This window comes from Bradyrhizobium sp. LB14.3 (assembly GCF_040547985.1).
GTDB lineage: Bacteria > Pseudomonadota > Alphaproteobacteria > Rhizobiales > Xanthobacteraceae > Bradyrhizobium.
The window spans coordinates 1-15,599 of the sequence record NZ_JBEPQT010000056.1 but is presented as its reverse complement, the minus strand read 5'-3'; the positions used below and the strand labels follow the sequence as shown (position 1 = coordinate 15,599).

16 protein-coding genes and 2 pseudogenes are annotated in these 15,599 nt (G+C 57.7%); 10 read left to right on the top strand and 8 right to left on the bottom strand.

What is annotated here, in order from left to right; all coding sequences use genetic code 11:
- Positions 1 to 340 precede the first annotated feature (340 nt).
- Complete coding sequence (locus tag ABIB00_RS37865; protein ID WP_354107869.1) at positions 341 to 577, top strand: hypothetical protein; 237 nt, start codon at positions 341 to 343, stop codon at positions 575 to 577.
- A gap of 1,976 nt (positions 578 to 2,553) precedes the next feature.
- Positions 2,554 to 4,674: an MASE1 domain-containing protein gene (locus tag ABIB00_RS37860; protein WP_354107868.1), complete on the top strand. Its 2,121-nt coding sequence runs from the start codon at positions 2,554 to 2,556 to the stop codon at positions 4,672 to 4,674.
- Here the strand turns inward: ABIB00_RS37860 and ABIB00_RS37855 are convergent.
- Positions 4,669 to 5,331 carry a response regulator gene (locus tag ABIB00_RS37855; RefSeq protein ID WP_354107867.1) on the bottom strand — a complete coding sequence of 221 codons (663 nt, stop codon included), beginning with the start codon at positions 5,329 to 5,331 and terminating at the stop codon, positions 4,669 to 4,671. The genes ABIB00_RS37860 and ABIB00_RS37855 overlap by 6 nt on opposite strands.
- 503 nt (positions 5,332 to 5,834) lie before the next feature.
- On the opposite strand from ABIB00_RS37855, the gene ABIB00_RS37850 reads away from it, so the two are divergent.
- Together ABIB00_RS37850 and ABIB00_RS37845 are read left to right on the top strand one after the other, a co-directional pair.
- The gene (locus ABIB00_RS37850) at positions 5,835 to 7,232 is read left to right on the top strand and encodes an OpgC domain-containing protein (protein ID WP_247350988.1); all 1,398 of its coding nucleotides are present in this window, start codon (positions 5,835 to 5,837) and stop codon (positions 7,230 to 7,232) included.
- A gap of 193 nt (positions 7,233 to 7,425) precedes the next feature.
- On the top strand, positions 7,426 to 7,635 hold the full coding sequence (locus ABIB00_RS37845; RefSeq protein WP_247350986.1) for a hypothetical protein: 210 nt from the start codon (positions 7,426 to 7,428) through the stop codon (positions 7,633 to 7,635).
- Between the two features lie 433 nt (positions 7,636 to 8,068).
- On the opposite strand, the gene ABIB00_RS37840 is transcribed toward ABIB00_RS37845, so the two are convergent.
- Both ABIB00_RS37840 and ABIB00_RS37830 read right to left on the bottom strand, forming a co-directional pair.
- Positions 8,069 to 8,305, bottom strand: a complete 237-nt coding sequence (locus ABIB00_RS37840) for a hypothetical protein (RefSeq protein ID WP_247350983.1) — start codon at positions 8,303 to 8,305, stop codon at positions 8,069 to 8,071.
- Positions 8,306 to 8,699: 394 nt separating this feature from the next.
- A complete protein-coding gene (locus tag ABIB00_RS37830; RefSeq protein WP_247350981.1) occupies positions 8,700 to 9,089 on the bottom strand; it encodes a response regulator in 390 nt (129 codons plus the stop codon).
- A gap of 193 nt (positions 9,090 to 9,282) precedes the next feature.
- Between ABIB00_RS37830 and ABIB00_RS37825 the strand changes: the two genes are divergently transcribed.
- From ABIB00_RS37825 to ABIB00_RS37815, 3 genes are all read left to right on the top strand, one after another.
- On the top strand, positions 9,283 to 9,480 hold the full coding sequence (locus ABIB00_RS37825) for a hypothetical protein (RefSeq protein WP_247350979.1): 198 nt from the start codon (positions 9,283 to 9,285) through the stop codon (positions 9,478 to 9,480).
- Positions 9,481 to 10,467: 987 nt separating this feature from the next.
- Positions 10,468 to 10,905, top strand: a complete 438-nt coding sequence (locus ABIB00_RS37820) for a response regulator (protein ID WP_247350978.1) — start codon at positions 10,468 to 10,470, stop codon at positions 10,903 to 10,905.
- A gap of 179 nt (positions 10,906 to 11,084) precedes the next feature.
- The gene (locus ABIB00_RS37815) at positions 11,085 to 11,312 is read left to right on the top strand and encodes a hypothetical protein (protein WP_247350976.1); all 228 of its coding nucleotides are present in this window, start codon (positions 11,085 to 11,087) and stop codon (positions 11,310 to 11,312) included.
- 531 nt (positions 11,313 to 11,843) lie between these two features.
- Here ABIB00_RS37815 and ABIB00_RS37810 read toward each other — a convergent pair.
- From ABIB00_RS37810 to ABIB00_RS37800, 3 genes and pseudogenes are all read right to left on the bottom strand, one after another.
- A pseudogene (locus tag ABIB00_RS37810) lies at positions 11,844 to 11,933 on the bottom strand (NUDIX hydrolase); the annotation flags it as partial.
- A 734-nt stretch (positions 11,934 to 12,667) separates the two neighbouring features.
- Positions 12,668 to 12,870 (bottom strand): annotated as a pseudogene (locus tag ABIB00_RS37805) (hypothetical protein); the annotation flags it as partial.
- 34 nt (positions 12,871 to 12,904) lie between these two features.
- Positions 12,905 to 13,105, bottom strand: coding sequence for a hypothetical protein (locus tag ABIB00_RS37800; RefSeq protein ID WP_247350974.1), 201 nt, complete (start codon positions 13,103 to 13,105; stop codon positions 12,905 to 12,907).
- A gap of 320 nt (positions 13,106 to 13,425) precedes the next feature.
- Here ABIB00_RS37800 and ABIB00_RS37795 point away from each other — a divergent pair, with 320 nt between their 5' ends.
- Positions 13,426 to 13,731, top strand: coding sequence for a hypothetical protein (locus ABIB00_RS37795; protein ID WP_247350972.1), 306 nt, complete (start codon positions 13,426 to 13,428; stop codon positions 13,729 to 13,731).
- Positions 13,732 to 13,966: 235 nt separating this feature from the next.
- Positions 13,967 to 14,293, top strand: a complete 327-nt coding sequence (locus ABIB00_RS37790) for a hypothetical protein (RefSeq protein ID WP_247350970.1) — start codon at positions 13,967 to 13,969, stop codon at positions 14,291 to 14,293.
- A gap of 480 nt (positions 14,294 to 14,773) precedes the next feature.
- Here ABIB00_RS37790 and ABIB00_RS37785 read toward each other — a convergent pair whose 3' ends face one another.
- Positions 14,774 to 15,199: a hypothetical protein gene (locus ABIB00_RS37785; protein ID WP_354107866.1), complete on the bottom strand. Its 426-nt coding sequence runs from the start codon at positions 15,197 to 15,199 to the stop codon at positions 14,774 to 14,776.
- Positions 15,200 to 15,298: 99 nt separating this feature from the next.
- Here ABIB00_RS37785 and ABIB00_RS37780 point away from each other — a divergent pair, with 99 nt between their 5' ends.
- Complete coding sequence (locus ABIB00_RS37780; protein ID WP_346730993.1) at positions 15,299 to 15,478, top strand: hypothetical protein; 180 nt, start codon at positions 15,299 to 15,301, stop codon at positions 15,476 to 15,478.
- Here the strand turns inward: ABIB00_RS37780 and ABIB00_RS37775 are convergent.
- Positions 15,398 to 15,599 (bottom strand): hypothetical protein (locus ABIB00_RS37775; RefSeq protein WP_354107870.1); only part of this gene is annotated, 202 nt, incomplete at its 5' end. The genes ABIB00_RS37780 and ABIB00_RS37775 overlap by 81 nt on opposite strands.

Below are 15,599 nucleotides of genomic sequence, written 5' to 3'. Positions count from 1 at the left end.
TGCGCGCCGACAAGACCGACCAGAGCTTCACTTCAATGATCTATCTGGCCGCGGCCGCGATAAACTCCAGATGAATCCCAACAGACCCTAGTCCGGCGCAACACTCGCGTCTGTGCGCTTTCGAACTTCATGCCCCTTCAGGTATGCTAGTTCTATGCATCATCGGGCGAGTGCCGAACAGGGATGCCTCAGCCCGGGAGCCGTCGTGGCTAGAATAAGCGGCCAATTTGGCAGTTCGCAAAGAACCAATATCCTGTTTCGGTAGTTGACTCCCGCGTGGTCCGAACAAGCAAACTGATTGTTCGGGCCGAGGATAAGTTTAGAAGCTGAGCCGGCACACATGAAGGACCTCCGACGACGTTTGGAAAAGGTCCGCGCTGACGCCAGAGACTTTGCGCTGATGAGTCAGCAGGCGACGGACACAGAAGAGTGCGAGCTGTTTAAGCGCTTGGCGGATGAACTCGCCATCGAAGCGCTCGAGCTTGAGCAAATCGTGAAGCGAAATGAGCCATCGAATCCGTACGACCAGCACGAGGTCGTGGAGTTTAAGCCAACCTCTCAGCGGAAGCGCGGCTGACGTGGAAGAGGTTAAGCCGGCGACGGCTTTCGCCGCATCGCATTGCGCATGGATCCAGACGTCGCTGTTCGTCGCTTGTCCTCGCCGTGGGCTTGAATGACTTGGCGCATTCACCACCTCCGTGCTGTTGTCGGATAAGCCGAGATGCGGACAGCGAGTTGGATGGGACAGCGGTGGTCCACCGTGGACTGCAGTCCGGGCGGCCGCTCATCTCCGCGGCGGGCGGGCGTTCACGGTCCTGTCCCCAAACGCCGGCTCCTTGCGAGCGAACCAAGCGATTATAGCAAGTCGTGCAGGACTGAAACTTGTCCGGCAAGTCGGGCGCATTGATCGCAAGACGAAGAAGAGACCAGTGAGGACTCGACGGCCATTGGCGTCACGCTGGACCGCTTAGGACAGGAGGCTTGACCGGGCGTTTCGACGAACTGGTCCAATCGACAAGCGCAAGGGCGGCGGTGTTCTTTTGCCGCAGAAGGCAGGAACCGCGTTGCGGCGTCGTGGTTAATAGAAGTTTGGCAAAGGAGATCGTCAGATGCCCCACGCCAAGCCTTTGATAATCGCCACCATCGTCGCAAGCTCATCTCTGTTGGTCCTGGCGCAAGCCGGCGGCGCAAACGCCGGGTCCGCAGGCGCAGGCACCGGGACGGGCGCGAGTAGCGCCAGCGCTGGTCCGTCGGCATCTTCTGGAATGGGAACGGGTGCAGGCAACGCTGGTCAATCAGCGCCCCCAGGAATGGGAACGAAAGATACTGCCACCGGCGGAAATCCAGGCGTCAACGCCGAGCCGAACAATCCGAACGTTCAGCCCGCAGCGCCGGCGCGGTCGCGGTCCGCCGCCCAGGCCGCAAGAAATGCCGGGGCTGGTCACGCTCAGAATGGTCTGCCGATCGGCGCGATCGGGACGGGCACGAGCAATGAGGACCAACCAGTCGGCGGCGCTTTGTCCACTCGAAACAATTCTTCGCCAGCAGCGCGGGCCGAAGGAAATGGTCTGCCGATCGGAACGCGCGGGAAGGGCGCCAGCACATCGGACCAGGTCAGCCGGGCGCGCGCCGCAGGAGCCGGTGATAAAGTGCTGGACGCAAAAGCGCAGATCGAGCGAAGAACAACAGTTTCTTCCAAGCGCGTTCCCAGCCGGGTAAAATTGGGTTTGTAGTCTGAGCGAGGCAGCCCGCAGACATGCAACATTGTGGAGCGCGATCGAGGCGGTCCATCGAGCGATGATGCGATACTCCTTTAGTGCGTGCGGCGTTCAGCAGGCGCTCGAACAGGACCACGTTACCTCGGTTCATGAGGCGGCTTCCAACCCTTCCGTCATTTGTGCCGGAATGATTGATCGAATGACATGCGAGCGGCCCGACGACGTATTCGAACGCGAAAGGACGCAGCGCTTCAAAATGTCTGTCGTGCAAGTCGTCGAACGAGGTCACTCGATCACGGCACTAGCACTGGCTTCCTTACGGTTGTTCGATCAAAGGAGAATTGCACCGGCCATCGCAAACGCCACGGCCGACGAACGGACTTGTCGTCTCATCGATCATGGAGATGCTTCTGTTTCCGGGGCGAAGCTTCCGCTTCCTCGTCACGCCGCAGCAAGCTAACGTGTAAGTGGTTCAGTCCCGAGATTCCAACGAGAGATGGGCCTTTGTCGCATACGGCGACCTAGTCTGGGTCCAAATCCGGCCTTTCGGAGCGCCTATCTTCGTCGTACGATGCATCCCCCAAAGCTCGGGGTGAACACGAGACGGCGCGAATTCCTCGGGACGCAACGGCGCCCGGTTCGTCTCACTGGTTCTGAGGCGATCCGCGGGAATTGAACAGTAAGCGGCCAGCTCCATCGCACGCGCCGTCGCTTAGTCCGCCAGAAGACTGCTGTGATCAATTTGATCTGAGCGCATCTGCCGTACCTAGCGCTCTGAGATGCAGAGATCAAAGTTTCGATAGACGAACCAATTGCCTGGTCCAGGACGTCGACGATGTCCAATCCTCGATCATTAGCCTCCGAGACAAACTCTAGCAGAGGCGTCAGCTACATCGGTAGTTTGGTCGCGATCGGAGCCATCTATCTCGTCTTGGCTAAAGGCGGGCTTGCTCTCGCGTCCATTCATCCCAGTACAACGCCAATTTGGCCACCGACGGGTGTCGCGCTGGCGGCGGTGCTGTTGCGGGGATATTGGACCTGGCCAGCAATTTTTGCGGCGGCGTTGATCGCAAATGCGACGACGGCAGGCTCGGTTGCTACCGCAATCGCGATTGCGGCCGGTAATGGTCTTGAAGCGGTTGTAGGCGCTTATCTCATTAATCGGTGGTCGGGTGGGTGTAACACGTTTTCAAGCCCCGATTCCGTTGCAAAGTTTGTTCTGATTTGCGTCGTGATCGCGACACCGATCAGTGCCAGCATTGGACTGACGAGTCTGACAATCTTCGGGTACATCGAACAGAAGAGTTTCGCCGATGCGTGGATCACCTGGTGGCTGGGAGATGTGACAGGCGCACTGGTCATTGCTCCTGTTATCCTGCTTTGGGCATCAAGCCGCTATCATCACTTCGAACGCCATGCGCTTCTGGAGACGGTCGGCGTCCTCACGACAGCGGCGGTTGTTGGACTCATTGCTTTCAGCCCTTTGATCGAGCAAACGCCCGGCCGAGATCCACTGGGTTTCCTCGCGATCTTGCCAATGTTGTGGGCGGCGCTGCGCCGCGGTCCACGCGATACCGCGACCGTCGCCCTGGTGCTTGCGGGCATCACGATCTGGGGCACGCTCACGGGCGGCGGCCCGTTCACAACTACGGACCCTAACGCATCGTTCCTGCTGGTATTGATGTTCTTGATCAGCATTACCGTTCCAAGCTTGTTGCTGAGCGCCGATGTCGAGGTACGCAAGAAAGCGGAGGAGCGGCTGCGCCGCGCGCGCGTCGAACTCGAGCGGAAGGTCGCAGAGCGGACGCAAGAGCTGGAGCTCGCCAGTGCAGCAAAATCACGCTTTTTTGCCATGGCAAGCCATGATTTGCGGCAACCGTTACATGCATTAGGGCTGTTTGTTGCCCAACTGCGCACGCCGCTCGAACCGGGGGAGAGGGCAAGGACGATCGAGCGGGTCGACGCAACGCGCAAGGAAATGGATGAAATGTTCAATTCGCTGTTGGACATTTCGAGAATCGATGCCGGGATGCTTACCCCCAACATTAGCGAATTCCCGATCGGGCGCCTGTTGCAAAAAAGCGAGACGGCGTTTGATCAGGCGACGCGCGAAAAAGGCTTGCGCTTACGCGTCTGGCCAAGTGACGCCTGGGTACGGAGCGACGCCATGCTGCTCGAACGCATACTCATGAATCTGGTATCCAATGCTGTACGCTATACGTTGCAGGGCGGGATCCTGGTCGGATGCCGTCGGCGCGGTGAAATGCTGCGCATCGAAGTATACGATACCGGTCCCGGCATTCCCGAGGATCAAAAGCAAAATATCTTTGGCGAGTTTTTTCAAGTTCCTGCTCCGGAGCAGAACCGGACCGGCGGACTGGGGCTCGGCCTTGCCATTGTCGACAGGCTTCGCTTGCTTCTCAACCATCCAATCGAACTCGCTTCGGCTGTCGGTCGCGGTTCGCGATTCACGATCCTAGTTCCGAAGGTCGACGAATGCGTCAAGGCCGCAGCGCCCGCCGCCTTACCACACACTGGTGCTTTTGCAGTCGACGGCAAGGCAGTTCTTGTTATTGCCGATACTCCAATCGTGCAGGAGGGAACGGGCGGATTGCTCAGCAGATGGGGATGTTCGGTTCTTGCGGCCGGATCCGACGAAGCCGCACTGGTCCGACTTGCTGAGCGCGAACAACGCCCCGACCTCATAATCTCGGACTATCATCTCGCACGCGGGAAGACGGGAATCAGGGCAATTGAGCAAGTCAATGCTGCGTTTGGCTCGTCAATTCCTGCCATTCTCATCAGCGGCGATACAGCAGCTGAACCATTGCGGGACGCTAAGGATAGAGGATACGTTTTGCTGCATAAGCCGGTCGACCCAATGCAGCTCCGCGCTGTCATGCACAAGCTGTTTAGGGATCACGCTGGTGGGAGAGACGCTGGGGCAGTTTCATGATCCAGATTTCGGCGGCCACTCCCAGCCCATTTTTCCGACCTTTATGACGGCCTCGGTGCGCGTCGCGACGCCGAGCGCCTTGAGAACGACCGTGATGTGATTCTTCACTGTAGGCACTGCCATATTGAGCATCCTGGCAATCACCTTGTTGCTCTTTCCCTTCATCAGGAGCGCAAGTACTTCAATCTGCCGATCGGTCAACCCGAGCCCCTTGAGCGAGTCGGGCGCCACTGGCTTGTTTGCATGCCGTGGGCCCGCTGTCTTCTCCAGTATCTCCAACGGGATGTAAACTCCGCCGGAGAACACCAACTCAATAGCGTTGAGCATCACCTCGCGTTCCGTGGTTTTCGGAATGAAACACAGCGCGCCGAGTTTGAAAGCGCGCCTGACCGTGTCTTGATCATCGGAGGACGAGAGAATGACGACAGCAGTCCTTGCATAGCGATCGCGCAGTTCGCAAAGGACAGAGAAGCCGTCACGATCGGGCAAATTGATATCAAGCAAAATGAGGCTGATGTCGGGATGCTCCTCGACGATGTGCATGGCCTCTCGGCCGCTCGAAGCTTCGAATATGACGGCTTCTCGCTTTAGTTGCTTCAGGACAGCGTGCAACGCGGCCCGAATCAATGTGTGATCGTCAACAACAAGCACCTTCATAGAAAGCTCTCCGTCTTCTGACCGCCCGGAGATCAATAGAAAATCATACACCCACCTTCGAAATCGTCCATCTTCCATCTCGGGTCTGGCCAGCGGTTCGCGGTCAGGTAAGAAGGGAGCGGACTACGTGATGCGCGGAGCTCGCTGGCCCCTCGTCCATGCGAGCGATGAATTGCTCATCATGTGTCTGACCGAGGCCAAGACGGCAGGGCGGACGGTACCTTGGTCATAGGACCTAGGCACCTCTCTGTACCGACCTCCGGCCGATTTACAGGTTGCGGCGCTTGCACGATGATGACGACGGTCAGCCTCTCCACCAGAAGGTTGTGCGCAGAGCGGCCATACGATCATAGTCGCAATTGCTGTCGTGGCCGGGTCGGTGTGAAGTAACTCTGGACTGCGGCGCTGTCAGACTCCCGCAGCGTGGCCGCGCTTTTTGTCACATTCGGCTCCTCTCGATCGTTCCTCTCGAAGCGTGCGCGCACCCTGGACGAGGCAAGCCAATGCAGGATCGGACCGCATCCCCAAAGCCATTTGCAGGCGCTCTGCCGGAGCTGAAAGTCAACGGCCGCGACTTGCGCATTGATGCCTGCCGCGGCATCGCGCTCTGGTGCATCTTTCTTGACCATGTCCCCAATAATATTGGAAGTTGGCTGACGCTACGGAACTACGGCTTCAGCGATGCCGCGGAAGTGTTCATGTTCGTCTCGGGCGTCACCTGCGCGCTGGCCTATGGCAAGGTACGGAGCTGCGAGGGGTGGACCAGCGTGATCCGCCGGACACTGCGGCGAAGTTGGGACATCTATGTCGCGTTTCTGCTGCTCACGCTCGCCTGCGCCATCTTGGTTCACCTCGCAGGCGGGGACCGTCTTGCTGACGTGAGCAATACGCGCATTCTGTTGGACCAGCCGGGCTCGGCGCTCGCGCACGCAGCGATCCTGCAATACCGTCCGGTCAATACCGACGTATTGCCGATCTTCGTGCTCCTCCACCTCTTTTTCGCGCCTTTGCTGTGGTTGCTGCTCCGAATGCCGAACGCGACGCTTGGCGCCTCGCTGGCGCTTTATGCGCTGGTGCATATGTTCGGCTGGTCCATGCCGGCGTGGCCGAACGGCCACTGGGCTTTCAATCCACTGGCCTGGCAGCTACTGGCGGTCCTTGGCGCCTGGATGGTAATTGAGGGCGAAAGCGTGCGCCCCTGGCTAACGTCTCGCAAGGCCCTTGTGCCTGCCGCTCTCTATCTGGTCTTCAGCCTTGTCATCGCGTTGAGCTGGAGAATCAAGCCGCTGGAAGCGTTAATCCCGCAGGGCCTAACCAAATTGGCTTACCCGCTAGACAAATCCAATCTCGATCCGTTGCGTCTATTGCATTTCTTGGCTCTTGCGGTTGTTGCGGTGTGGTTCGTGCCGCCCAATCGGCAAGCATTGACGACTCCGGCGATGCGTGGCGCCATCCTCTGTGGCAAGCACTCGTTGCCAATCTTTTGCCTCGGCGTTCTGCTGACGCTCGCTAGCCTGCTGGCGCTGCTCGACGTATCGGAAGGGCTCGCGATGCAGATCACGCTCAGCGTTGGTGGGATCCTCATGATGATCGTGGCGGCGACGATGCTGAACTTGGTCAAGACCACGCCCAGGCTGCAGCCGACCGCTGCACTGCCTGTGGGCGTGCGCGCCCAGCCGGACCCTGGGGCACCGTTGACTGGCGCCCCCTGGAGGCATTTCGCCGAGGATTGCGCGAGTTCGGATGGGCCGGCGGCCAGAATCCCGTCATCGATTGCCGGTTCGCGAATAGGCAAACCCACTGGGTGTTTCGCGTCGCAGACAATGCGTCATCGCCGCACGGCGAGGTGGCGAACGCCAGAGAACCGCTGTCTCGTGCCGCTCACGGCCTCGCTGAACTAACTGCGCAGCATACCTAACTTGGCGGTGGTCCGGACCTGCTTCAGTTCGTTCCAATTCCGGAACGAGGTGAAGCAAAAGTCTCGAGGCGTTGCACATTTACAACCCGCACAGCCATTCGAGGTACTAATCTCTTTGATTGAGACGACGAAACATATTTCATTCTTAGTTCAAAACAATTAGGCGGGGGCGAACGGTGTATGATGTCTATCGCAATGACAAGCGCGACTTCCTCGTTCTAAGTACAGGCTGTGCCGTACCTGCGCTTTACTCTGCACACAAGTGGCGCAAGAGCAGGAAACGAGTTCTCAAGGTCAGCGACGAAATCAAATCAGCGGTTCACGCGCGAGGCTATTACCTCCGCAGCCTGCGGGCCAGCAAGGAGCGAATGATCGAGGTCGCGTAAGGTCGGACGCCCCGGTGACAGCATCACTACCAGCCGAACCGCCATCCTCGCGCTCAACTGAGTTGTGCACCTATTTTGGTCGCAGCCTTTTACCTAGGTTTCATTCTAGGAGGTTGCGGCCCCTGAACGCTTTCCTCTGCCGCCGCCTGCGAGGTTCTGCTTCTGGGGGCCTCAAACACCGCAATGCGCCGATCAAGCTGCCACAGCTCGATGTCGTTGGCATCAACTAGCTCCTGAACACGTTCCCGTGCTTCCTGCTCGTCGGCACAATGCAAATTGGCAACGCTTATAACGTGGCGGTCGTGATCCAAAAGGTAAGCTCGGTAGTGCGCCATCCCACCCCCTCATCCATCAGTGTCCGGTCGTTGTGCTGGGCTTGTTCCCTGTCAAATTGGTCCCCGCCACATCCTGGCTGGCTTGATCCATCGGACCATCACCTCAATATCTCAATGAGCGTTCTCCAGCCGAGCGCGTCGTTCGCCGTCAGAAGCGAACCGCCAAGCCTTTCCAAGTAGTTTGGCAGCTCGCAATCGGGACGCGCGTTGATATTCTCGACAAACGAGGCGACCGAGTTCTTAAGATCACCTCGCTCGAGATGATCGAAAGCTCGCTGCTTGCACCGCTCGACATATTTGTCGCGCGTCATCTCAAGTAACAGGGAACGTTCCATTCCGCCTCCCCAACTGATGGCTGCTTCCAGTAGTGAAGTTGGAGCGGAGTGGATTTGGCCCGTCTGTTCGAAAGACGACAAACGGATGCGCTTTTCCTCGCAACCGTGGGAATTAGGACACAGACACAGATCGCACAGCCTGTCGGCTCCGGGCGGACGACGGCACAAGTTCAAGCCGGTCTCAGGCCTGCACCTTGTCTATAGTTCCTGACGACTACGCCGAACGCCATGGTTGAACCGACCCATCCGAAGCCGATGCCAGTGATCCTCACGACGGATAAGGAGCGCGACGTCTGGATGCGAGCGCCATGGATTGGAGTGGCCATTTTGTCCCAAGCGGCGGTCCGTTGGTAGAAGCCGCCAATCCAGTTGGCTGGATGGCTGCAACTGGAACCTATGGTTCTGTCGAGGCAACGTTCAGAAGCTGAGCGACGGCGGTGACAACCTGAACTGGTGCGAACGGTTTGGTGAGAAGGATGCTGCCCGGCACGCCGTGAGAAGGCCACTCGTCGCCCGAGACACCAGTCATGTAGATCACCGGCATGTCGGGCTTGATCTCGCGCACGCGCTTGGCGATCTTCCAACCGCTCAATCGACCCGCCAGATTGACATCTGTCAGCAGAGCGCGAAACTTGTCTTTGTCGCCGCTGAGTATCGTCAGCGCCTCTTCGCCTGACGACAAGGATACGGCGCCGAAGCCGGCCTCGTTGAGTGCGTCCTCGATGAACCCCTGAACAGCGTGCTCGTCTTCGACGACCAGTACGACCGGCAGCAACTCTTTCACACCGAACTTCCCCTGAGACCTTAGCTTAAGTTACAAAGTGAACGCTTGTTCCGGAAATTACCGCTAAAGCGGCAGCTTGGGCTGTCGAGAGAATTATCCGCTTGATGTACCTCAAAATTTCCGAGAGCGCCCCTACACAGGGAGGCCGGAACGCGGTAAAGGTTCCTATTCGCTCCAACAGGAGTTGCTGCGTATGCCTCGCTCCCCCTCCATCGTGCCGCATGTCGATCACGACACCTATCTTGTGCTGAACGATTTTGGCAGGTTCGGGCGCGCCTGGTGCGAGGCGGACGAAAAAGACAGTGACCGCGCATCGCTTCTCCGCCGTCTTTTGGAAGACCAATATAGTCATCCGGTGCAGATCGTTGCGTTCAATACCGCCGAGGGCTAGTCGCGCGACGTGACGGTGGATATTGCCGACGAGCTGCGTCGGGCGTTTTGTCGAGCACGATGACGTGCCAAGTTCTGTGCAGGAGTTTGTGGAGACCGCAGTCCGGCGGTGACCACGCCGCAAGATTCGAGAGCAAACGGGCGAGCGCTTCCGCGATGGAATGCCGGCCTACACGCCAAACGCGCGGCTGATCTCGCGCACAGGCCTAAGCGCAGCGTCAGTATTGCGGCCATAGAAGAGCGCCTGATCGAACTGAGATAAAATGCCCAGCGCAAATAGCGCGATAGCAATGCCCTTAATCATAGTTGTGGACCGGTGGTGAACAATGCTGCGCAAGTTCAAAACGGCCCCAGCCGCAGGTTGGGGAGACAGCCGGGGCCGACATTCCCATTCCATGTGCCGCAATCGGCGGTAATCGGCACGCTCTCAGTTAGGCACACAGATCCTAACGAACTATTTCGCGGGAGCGGCGTCGAACTAGCGGCGAGCCGCCGCTAGACCGGGAGAAACGTAAGTTCTCTGCGATAGGAGCGGAGCCGATCCCCCCGCTGACGGGGTGAGGCCCTGACGGACATGCCGCGCCAAGCCTCATAACCTCAGCAGCCTGACAGAAGGTCGTTCTGCTACAATATCCAGCCTAGGCACAGTGATCGACCCTCGTTTTGATCTTCCGCAACGAGGCGCGTTCGGGCCAGCCGGTCAGAACAACTGATCGCGTCTCTGCACTTGCTTGGCGCTGCGCAAGTAAGGTTCGGTTGCGCGCAAAATTGTTTCGTTTCCTGCTTCACATTTCTTTCGAATGCTAGTGAGAGCTGGCAGGCGGCTCTTCGCAAACAACAATGGATGACATCGCCTCATTCCCGCTTAGCGTCTGTTCCGAGGTTAGAGCCAAGTCTATGCGACGGCGCGAGCCGACATTGAAATTGAGTGTGACTGTTTCGGGCGAAAATGGACGCAAGGTCGCGTGAGGCAGCGGGGAGATCGAGGATGGCTGGCATCGCCACGATTGAGAACGTCGGCCTGAGCCGGGCGAGGCTTAAGTGTACTGCTGAGGTAGATAACCTGGCCGGATGCCGGGTTCTCGTTCTTGAGGATGAATACTCCTTGGCGAGTGATCTTGAGCAGGAATTAACCGCTCGCGGAGCGATTGTAGTCGGTCCCTTTGCCGAGATCTCTAAGACAAAAGATCAGGTTGCGAACGGCGGCTTTGATGTTGCAGTCATCGATATTGATCTGCGTGGAGAGCCATCATTTTCGATTGCGGACGAACTGATACGCCGTCGTATCCCCTTTATTTTCGTGACGGGTTACAGCCCCGAGGTATTACCTGTCCGCTTTCAACGTGCGCGACGGTGCGAGAAGCCCGTCTATATGTCTGAGGTGCTCGAAGAGGTCGGACAATTGTGCGGACGGAACGGCGATTAGCTCGTCGGCCTGGTCTTACATGGGGGCCGCGGATTTTATTACGGCTGATCTCGTGCCCGCTCTTGTTCGGCGGTGAAGAGCCGCAGGCGTCCTGCGATGGAGCGCGTGCTGGTCGCACGCCCAATTCGCTAGTTTCAGCGAAAGAACTCCTGCGATGCTGCTATTCAGCGGGGGCTTGCTTGGTCATTTACCGGATACTTCAGAACTCACCTCTTGGACCGGAAGATGTCATCCGGCTCGCGAACGCTTCCGAGCAAGCCCTGAAGACCATCGGCGTAAAGGAGCGGAACGATCCCCGTTCCAAAATGATCGCCAAGAAGATCATTGAGATCGGTCAGACCAGCCTGAAAGACCCAGTTCAAATCTGCATTCGGGCCGTCGAAGCGTTGGGCCTGCCGAAAAGGTGATCCGCGAGCCGCTCGCCGGATCGGTGGTGTCAAGCTACCAAAGCGCGTTCCGAGGTTAACTTATGTGAACCTTTGTCGGCCGACGGCGTTGTGTTTGCGAGACCGTCGCCCGCTGGATAGCCAATGGTTGTTCATCACCCGCTGTCCACAACGGCTCGCGACAGATAGCCAAAGGCGGCGGTCTCGGCCTCAACTCCTGAAAGAGACAGAACGACAATAGCAGAGCAGGCTTTCGGCCAGAACAGGGAGTTCTGCCATGCGAACCCGTATTGACATCGACAGGGCGTTCAGCCGCGCAATCCTCCGAGAGATTGGCGAGAGACTGCAAGCATGTCTCGGGGACGACGAGTTAACACCTACCCTTAGACTTCAGCTTAATCTGTTACGCCGATTGGATGATCAACCGCCGCCGAGTACGCGTGGGCATCCGCCACGCGCTTAGGCTACCGGAGCGCGACTGAAGGAGTGAAAATGCCGGGAGGAGCCAATAAGCTCAAAGCCTTTGCTGGCCCCCTGCCGAAAGCATGACGCTCACGAGGGAAATAGCTTATCGCGAATGTAGCGCGACGTGGACGTCAGTCTGATGCCTCGCGACTTGAGCCATGCCGCCGTATCGATCTCGCCTGTTCAAGTGCCTGCCGTGCGGAAGAATACTGCGTAGGGTCGGACGCCGGTGACAGCATCACTACCAGCCGAGCCGCCATCCTCGCGCTCAACCGAGTTGTGCGCCTACTTTGATCGCAGCCTTTACTTAGGTTTCGTTCTAGGAGGTTGCGCCCGCTGAACGCTTTCCTCTGCCGCCGCCTGCGAGGTTCTGCTTGTGGGTGCCTCAAACACCGCAATGCGCTGATCAAGCTGCCATAGCTCGATGTCGTTGGCATCAACTAGTTGCTGAGCACGGTCGCGTGCTTCCTGCTCGTCGGCACACTGCAATTTAGCCACGCTTATAACGTGGCGTTTCTGATCCAAAAGATATGCTCTGTAGTGCGTCATCCCCGCGCCCCCCAGCTCTAGGACAACAGCGTACTCCATTGATGCAAAGGGAAACTACGGAAAATTTTAGCTCGAAGTTCACGCTTAATGTCTGTCCCATTCAAAAAGTTGGTTCGATGCAGGCGCCGGGGCCGCATTTGGTCTCAGGCTTCGCAAGGACAACGCCAAATGAGGTGGCCGGCTGATCCGCCCAAGCTAATGCCCCGGTCATTCTGACGACCGACGAGGAAACGCGATGGCTGGATGGCGCACCATGGGATGAGGCCAAAGAATTACAACGGCCGTGTGCTCATGATCCTAGTGCGTGGGGGCAAAGAAGATCGACGGCAGATAGAAACGCGAACAGATCGGCTACCCGTCGTTGCGCCATCCAACCGCGCCAGCCCTGCCTCGATCACGTCTCGATATCTTCCTCGATCTGCTGGATCGCTGTCCGGCAATCAAAACCGGTAAGCGCCTTCAAGTCCACGGCGAGCTTCCGGCGCTGCATGCGCAAATCGTCAAGAGCCCTCCTGTCATTTAAGCTGACGTAGCCGTCCACAATGAGCTCGATTGCGTTTGGCATTCCCCGATCCAACTCCTACCACCCATCGCAAGGCTTAGCTCGCGACACTCTTCGAAACGGCATCTCTTCGCAAATCGTCTGCAGCAGCCGTCAAATGGGACCCCTCGATCAGCCCGATCCGCCGCAACGTCAGAAGCGCAAGAGGGTCGCACAGTTCGATGGAGAGCCCGGCTCCCAATACTGCGATAGCGCGCCGTTCATCGTTATCGAGATCAGACCATGAGATGTCTTTCATTAGGCGCCTCGCTCAAAACAACGTTCAAAAACACAGACGTTAGCAATAGCCGCAGCATAGCTTTGGCGGCGCGGTATACCGACCGTAAGTTGGGATCAATTAGCTGAGCTGTACTGCTCGGCGCCACACACTAGCCGGGAAGTCCATACTCCGGGCATTCCCTCTTGAAAGAGACCACCAATCCTTGGTCTTGCCCGCGTTCAAACCACTTCAGCAATTCCATGGCCGCAAACCGCGACTCATCTGCAATGGTGAGATGGTGACAACAACCGGTGACAAATTCCTAAATTGGGGCACCGACGGGCCGCGCGAGCAACGGGATGAAGTTTGGACGTGCGATAACGCTGACGACAGACGATGCACACGATTTCTGGGTGCGTGCGCCACCCTCGCCCGGCGGTGACCTGCTGGTGCAGGGCGAGCCGCACCTGATCCAGCAATCCGTGCGACTAGCGCTCCTCTCGCCCATCATTGAGTTGGTCATCAAGTTCGAGGTCGCGCATGCTGGCGAGCTACGCCTGCTTGAGACTGGCCCTTTGCCTTATCGAGGCAGCAGCGCCGCCGAATGGCGGGCCGGGGTTGGTGATACGGATAGACCAGACACAAACTGCCGGTCGGTTCATTAGCGCAGTGACTTACAATGTTTCAAGTGCGGAACGAATGCCCACCGGCAGCGCACCGCGAGTGAACGAATGCGCGATCCGAAGCCCAAACGAAAGTTTCTCGCAGCAAGCGCGCCATCGACCGATTGGTCGGCGATCGGAAAAACCTAAAAATACTTCTGGATCATAATCATGATAACGCTGACGCAAAAACAGAAATTAAGGTGGGAAAAAATAGAAGAAGGACGGGAGGAAGGGAATGAAACCTGTACGCCGCTTGCGCGCGATGGCCTCGTTGTGCCGACAGAGCGCCGCATATCATCCTGACAGAAGCTGGAAGCTGCTCGCCGAGGCGGAGTACTGGGACCACCTAGCCGATGGGGAGCTTCTTGAGCACTACAAAGAATGCACGGGCAGCTCAATACAAGATCGCTGCGTAAAGAAGCATGCATCCGATATCCAGCAATCCTTCCTGGCAGATGACTTGGCGAAGGCGCTTCGGTTAGTTGGCTGCAAGGTGATCGGCCCATCGCCGAACTTAGGGATGCAATGTCAATCCAGACGGATTCCTTTGACCTTGCCCTGATCGATATAAACCTGCGCGAATGTTTAGCCTACCCGATTGCTGACGAATTGATTCGTCTGGGGAAGCCCTTCATCTTTGTAACCGGCTACGGTGCTGATGCTATTCCCCACCGCTTCAAGGACGTGCGGCGGTTTGAGAATCCCTGTGACTTTAGGACGATCTCGGCTGAGATTAGCATGCTGTGTGGCCGTGTGCTTAGCTCGTCGTGACGAGTCCGCTGACTCAGCTCTGGGTGAAAATGCGAAGAAGTCAACCTGAGCAAGTCCGCCGTGCCTCAATAAGCGGACCTCAACGGGGCGCGCCGTCACTTCGCTGATGGGCCCAAGGCGAAGAACTCAGAGCCAGCGATACTGATCCGATATTGCGTAGGCGGAGCAGTCCACATTCCTTTGATGTAGCGCGAACCTGCTCGCAGCGAAGGGCCCTTCGCGGTTGATAGCGCAAGCAAAAAAATGGCCCCGAATGTCGGGGCCATTTTCGTTAATCGTCGTAGTCCCAATGATGCTGACGCCTAATAACTACCGTGCGGTCTCGATTATGATTGTACCAGCCGTGGTGCCATCCGCGATCAAAGCCACGGTCATATCCGTAGTCCCTGTCGCGATAATATCCGTGGTCGCCACCGATCCGGAAACCGAACTCCTGAGCACCGGCGAGCGTCGGTGCTGCCACGCTGAGTGCCGTCACAGCGGCGAGAACATAACAAAGCTTCCTCATTGTGCATCTCCCTTGCTGGTTACGATTACCAACCAGTGGGGAATGTCGCCGTTCCGGGAACAGCCGCGAAACTTTATTGAACAGGCGTTCACCATCATTGCAATGTGGAAGCAACGCCCCAGATGATCTTGTCGATCTCAACACCGTCGAGCTGCGTTTGATCCGCAACACGATGGACAGCACCACCACGATAATCACCGTCAGGCATCAACAAATCTCGGACTGCTCTTGATGAAGCAATTCGGCGTGCTACTACGCACCCCCATTAATTGGCTCGGAGAGCATCAAGTGGCAAAAAAGTCCAAGATCAAGCGCAAAGAGTACACGGATGAAGAGGTGAAACTGATCAAATCGCATTCCAAAGCTCGCACCCCGGTCGCCAAACTTTCAAAACTGATGAAGAGGTCGGAAGGTTCGCTGAGACAGAAGGCGCTCGCGCTCGGTGTCGGTCTCGGTCATCAGCGGTAGCCACAGGCCATACCCAAACCAAAACGAAAACGGCCCCGGCGCGTGAAGCACTCCGGGGCCGTTCAAGATCATCAGGCTCGGGTACAACCGCCGTGTCTTCTGATCATTGATGTCGCCGATT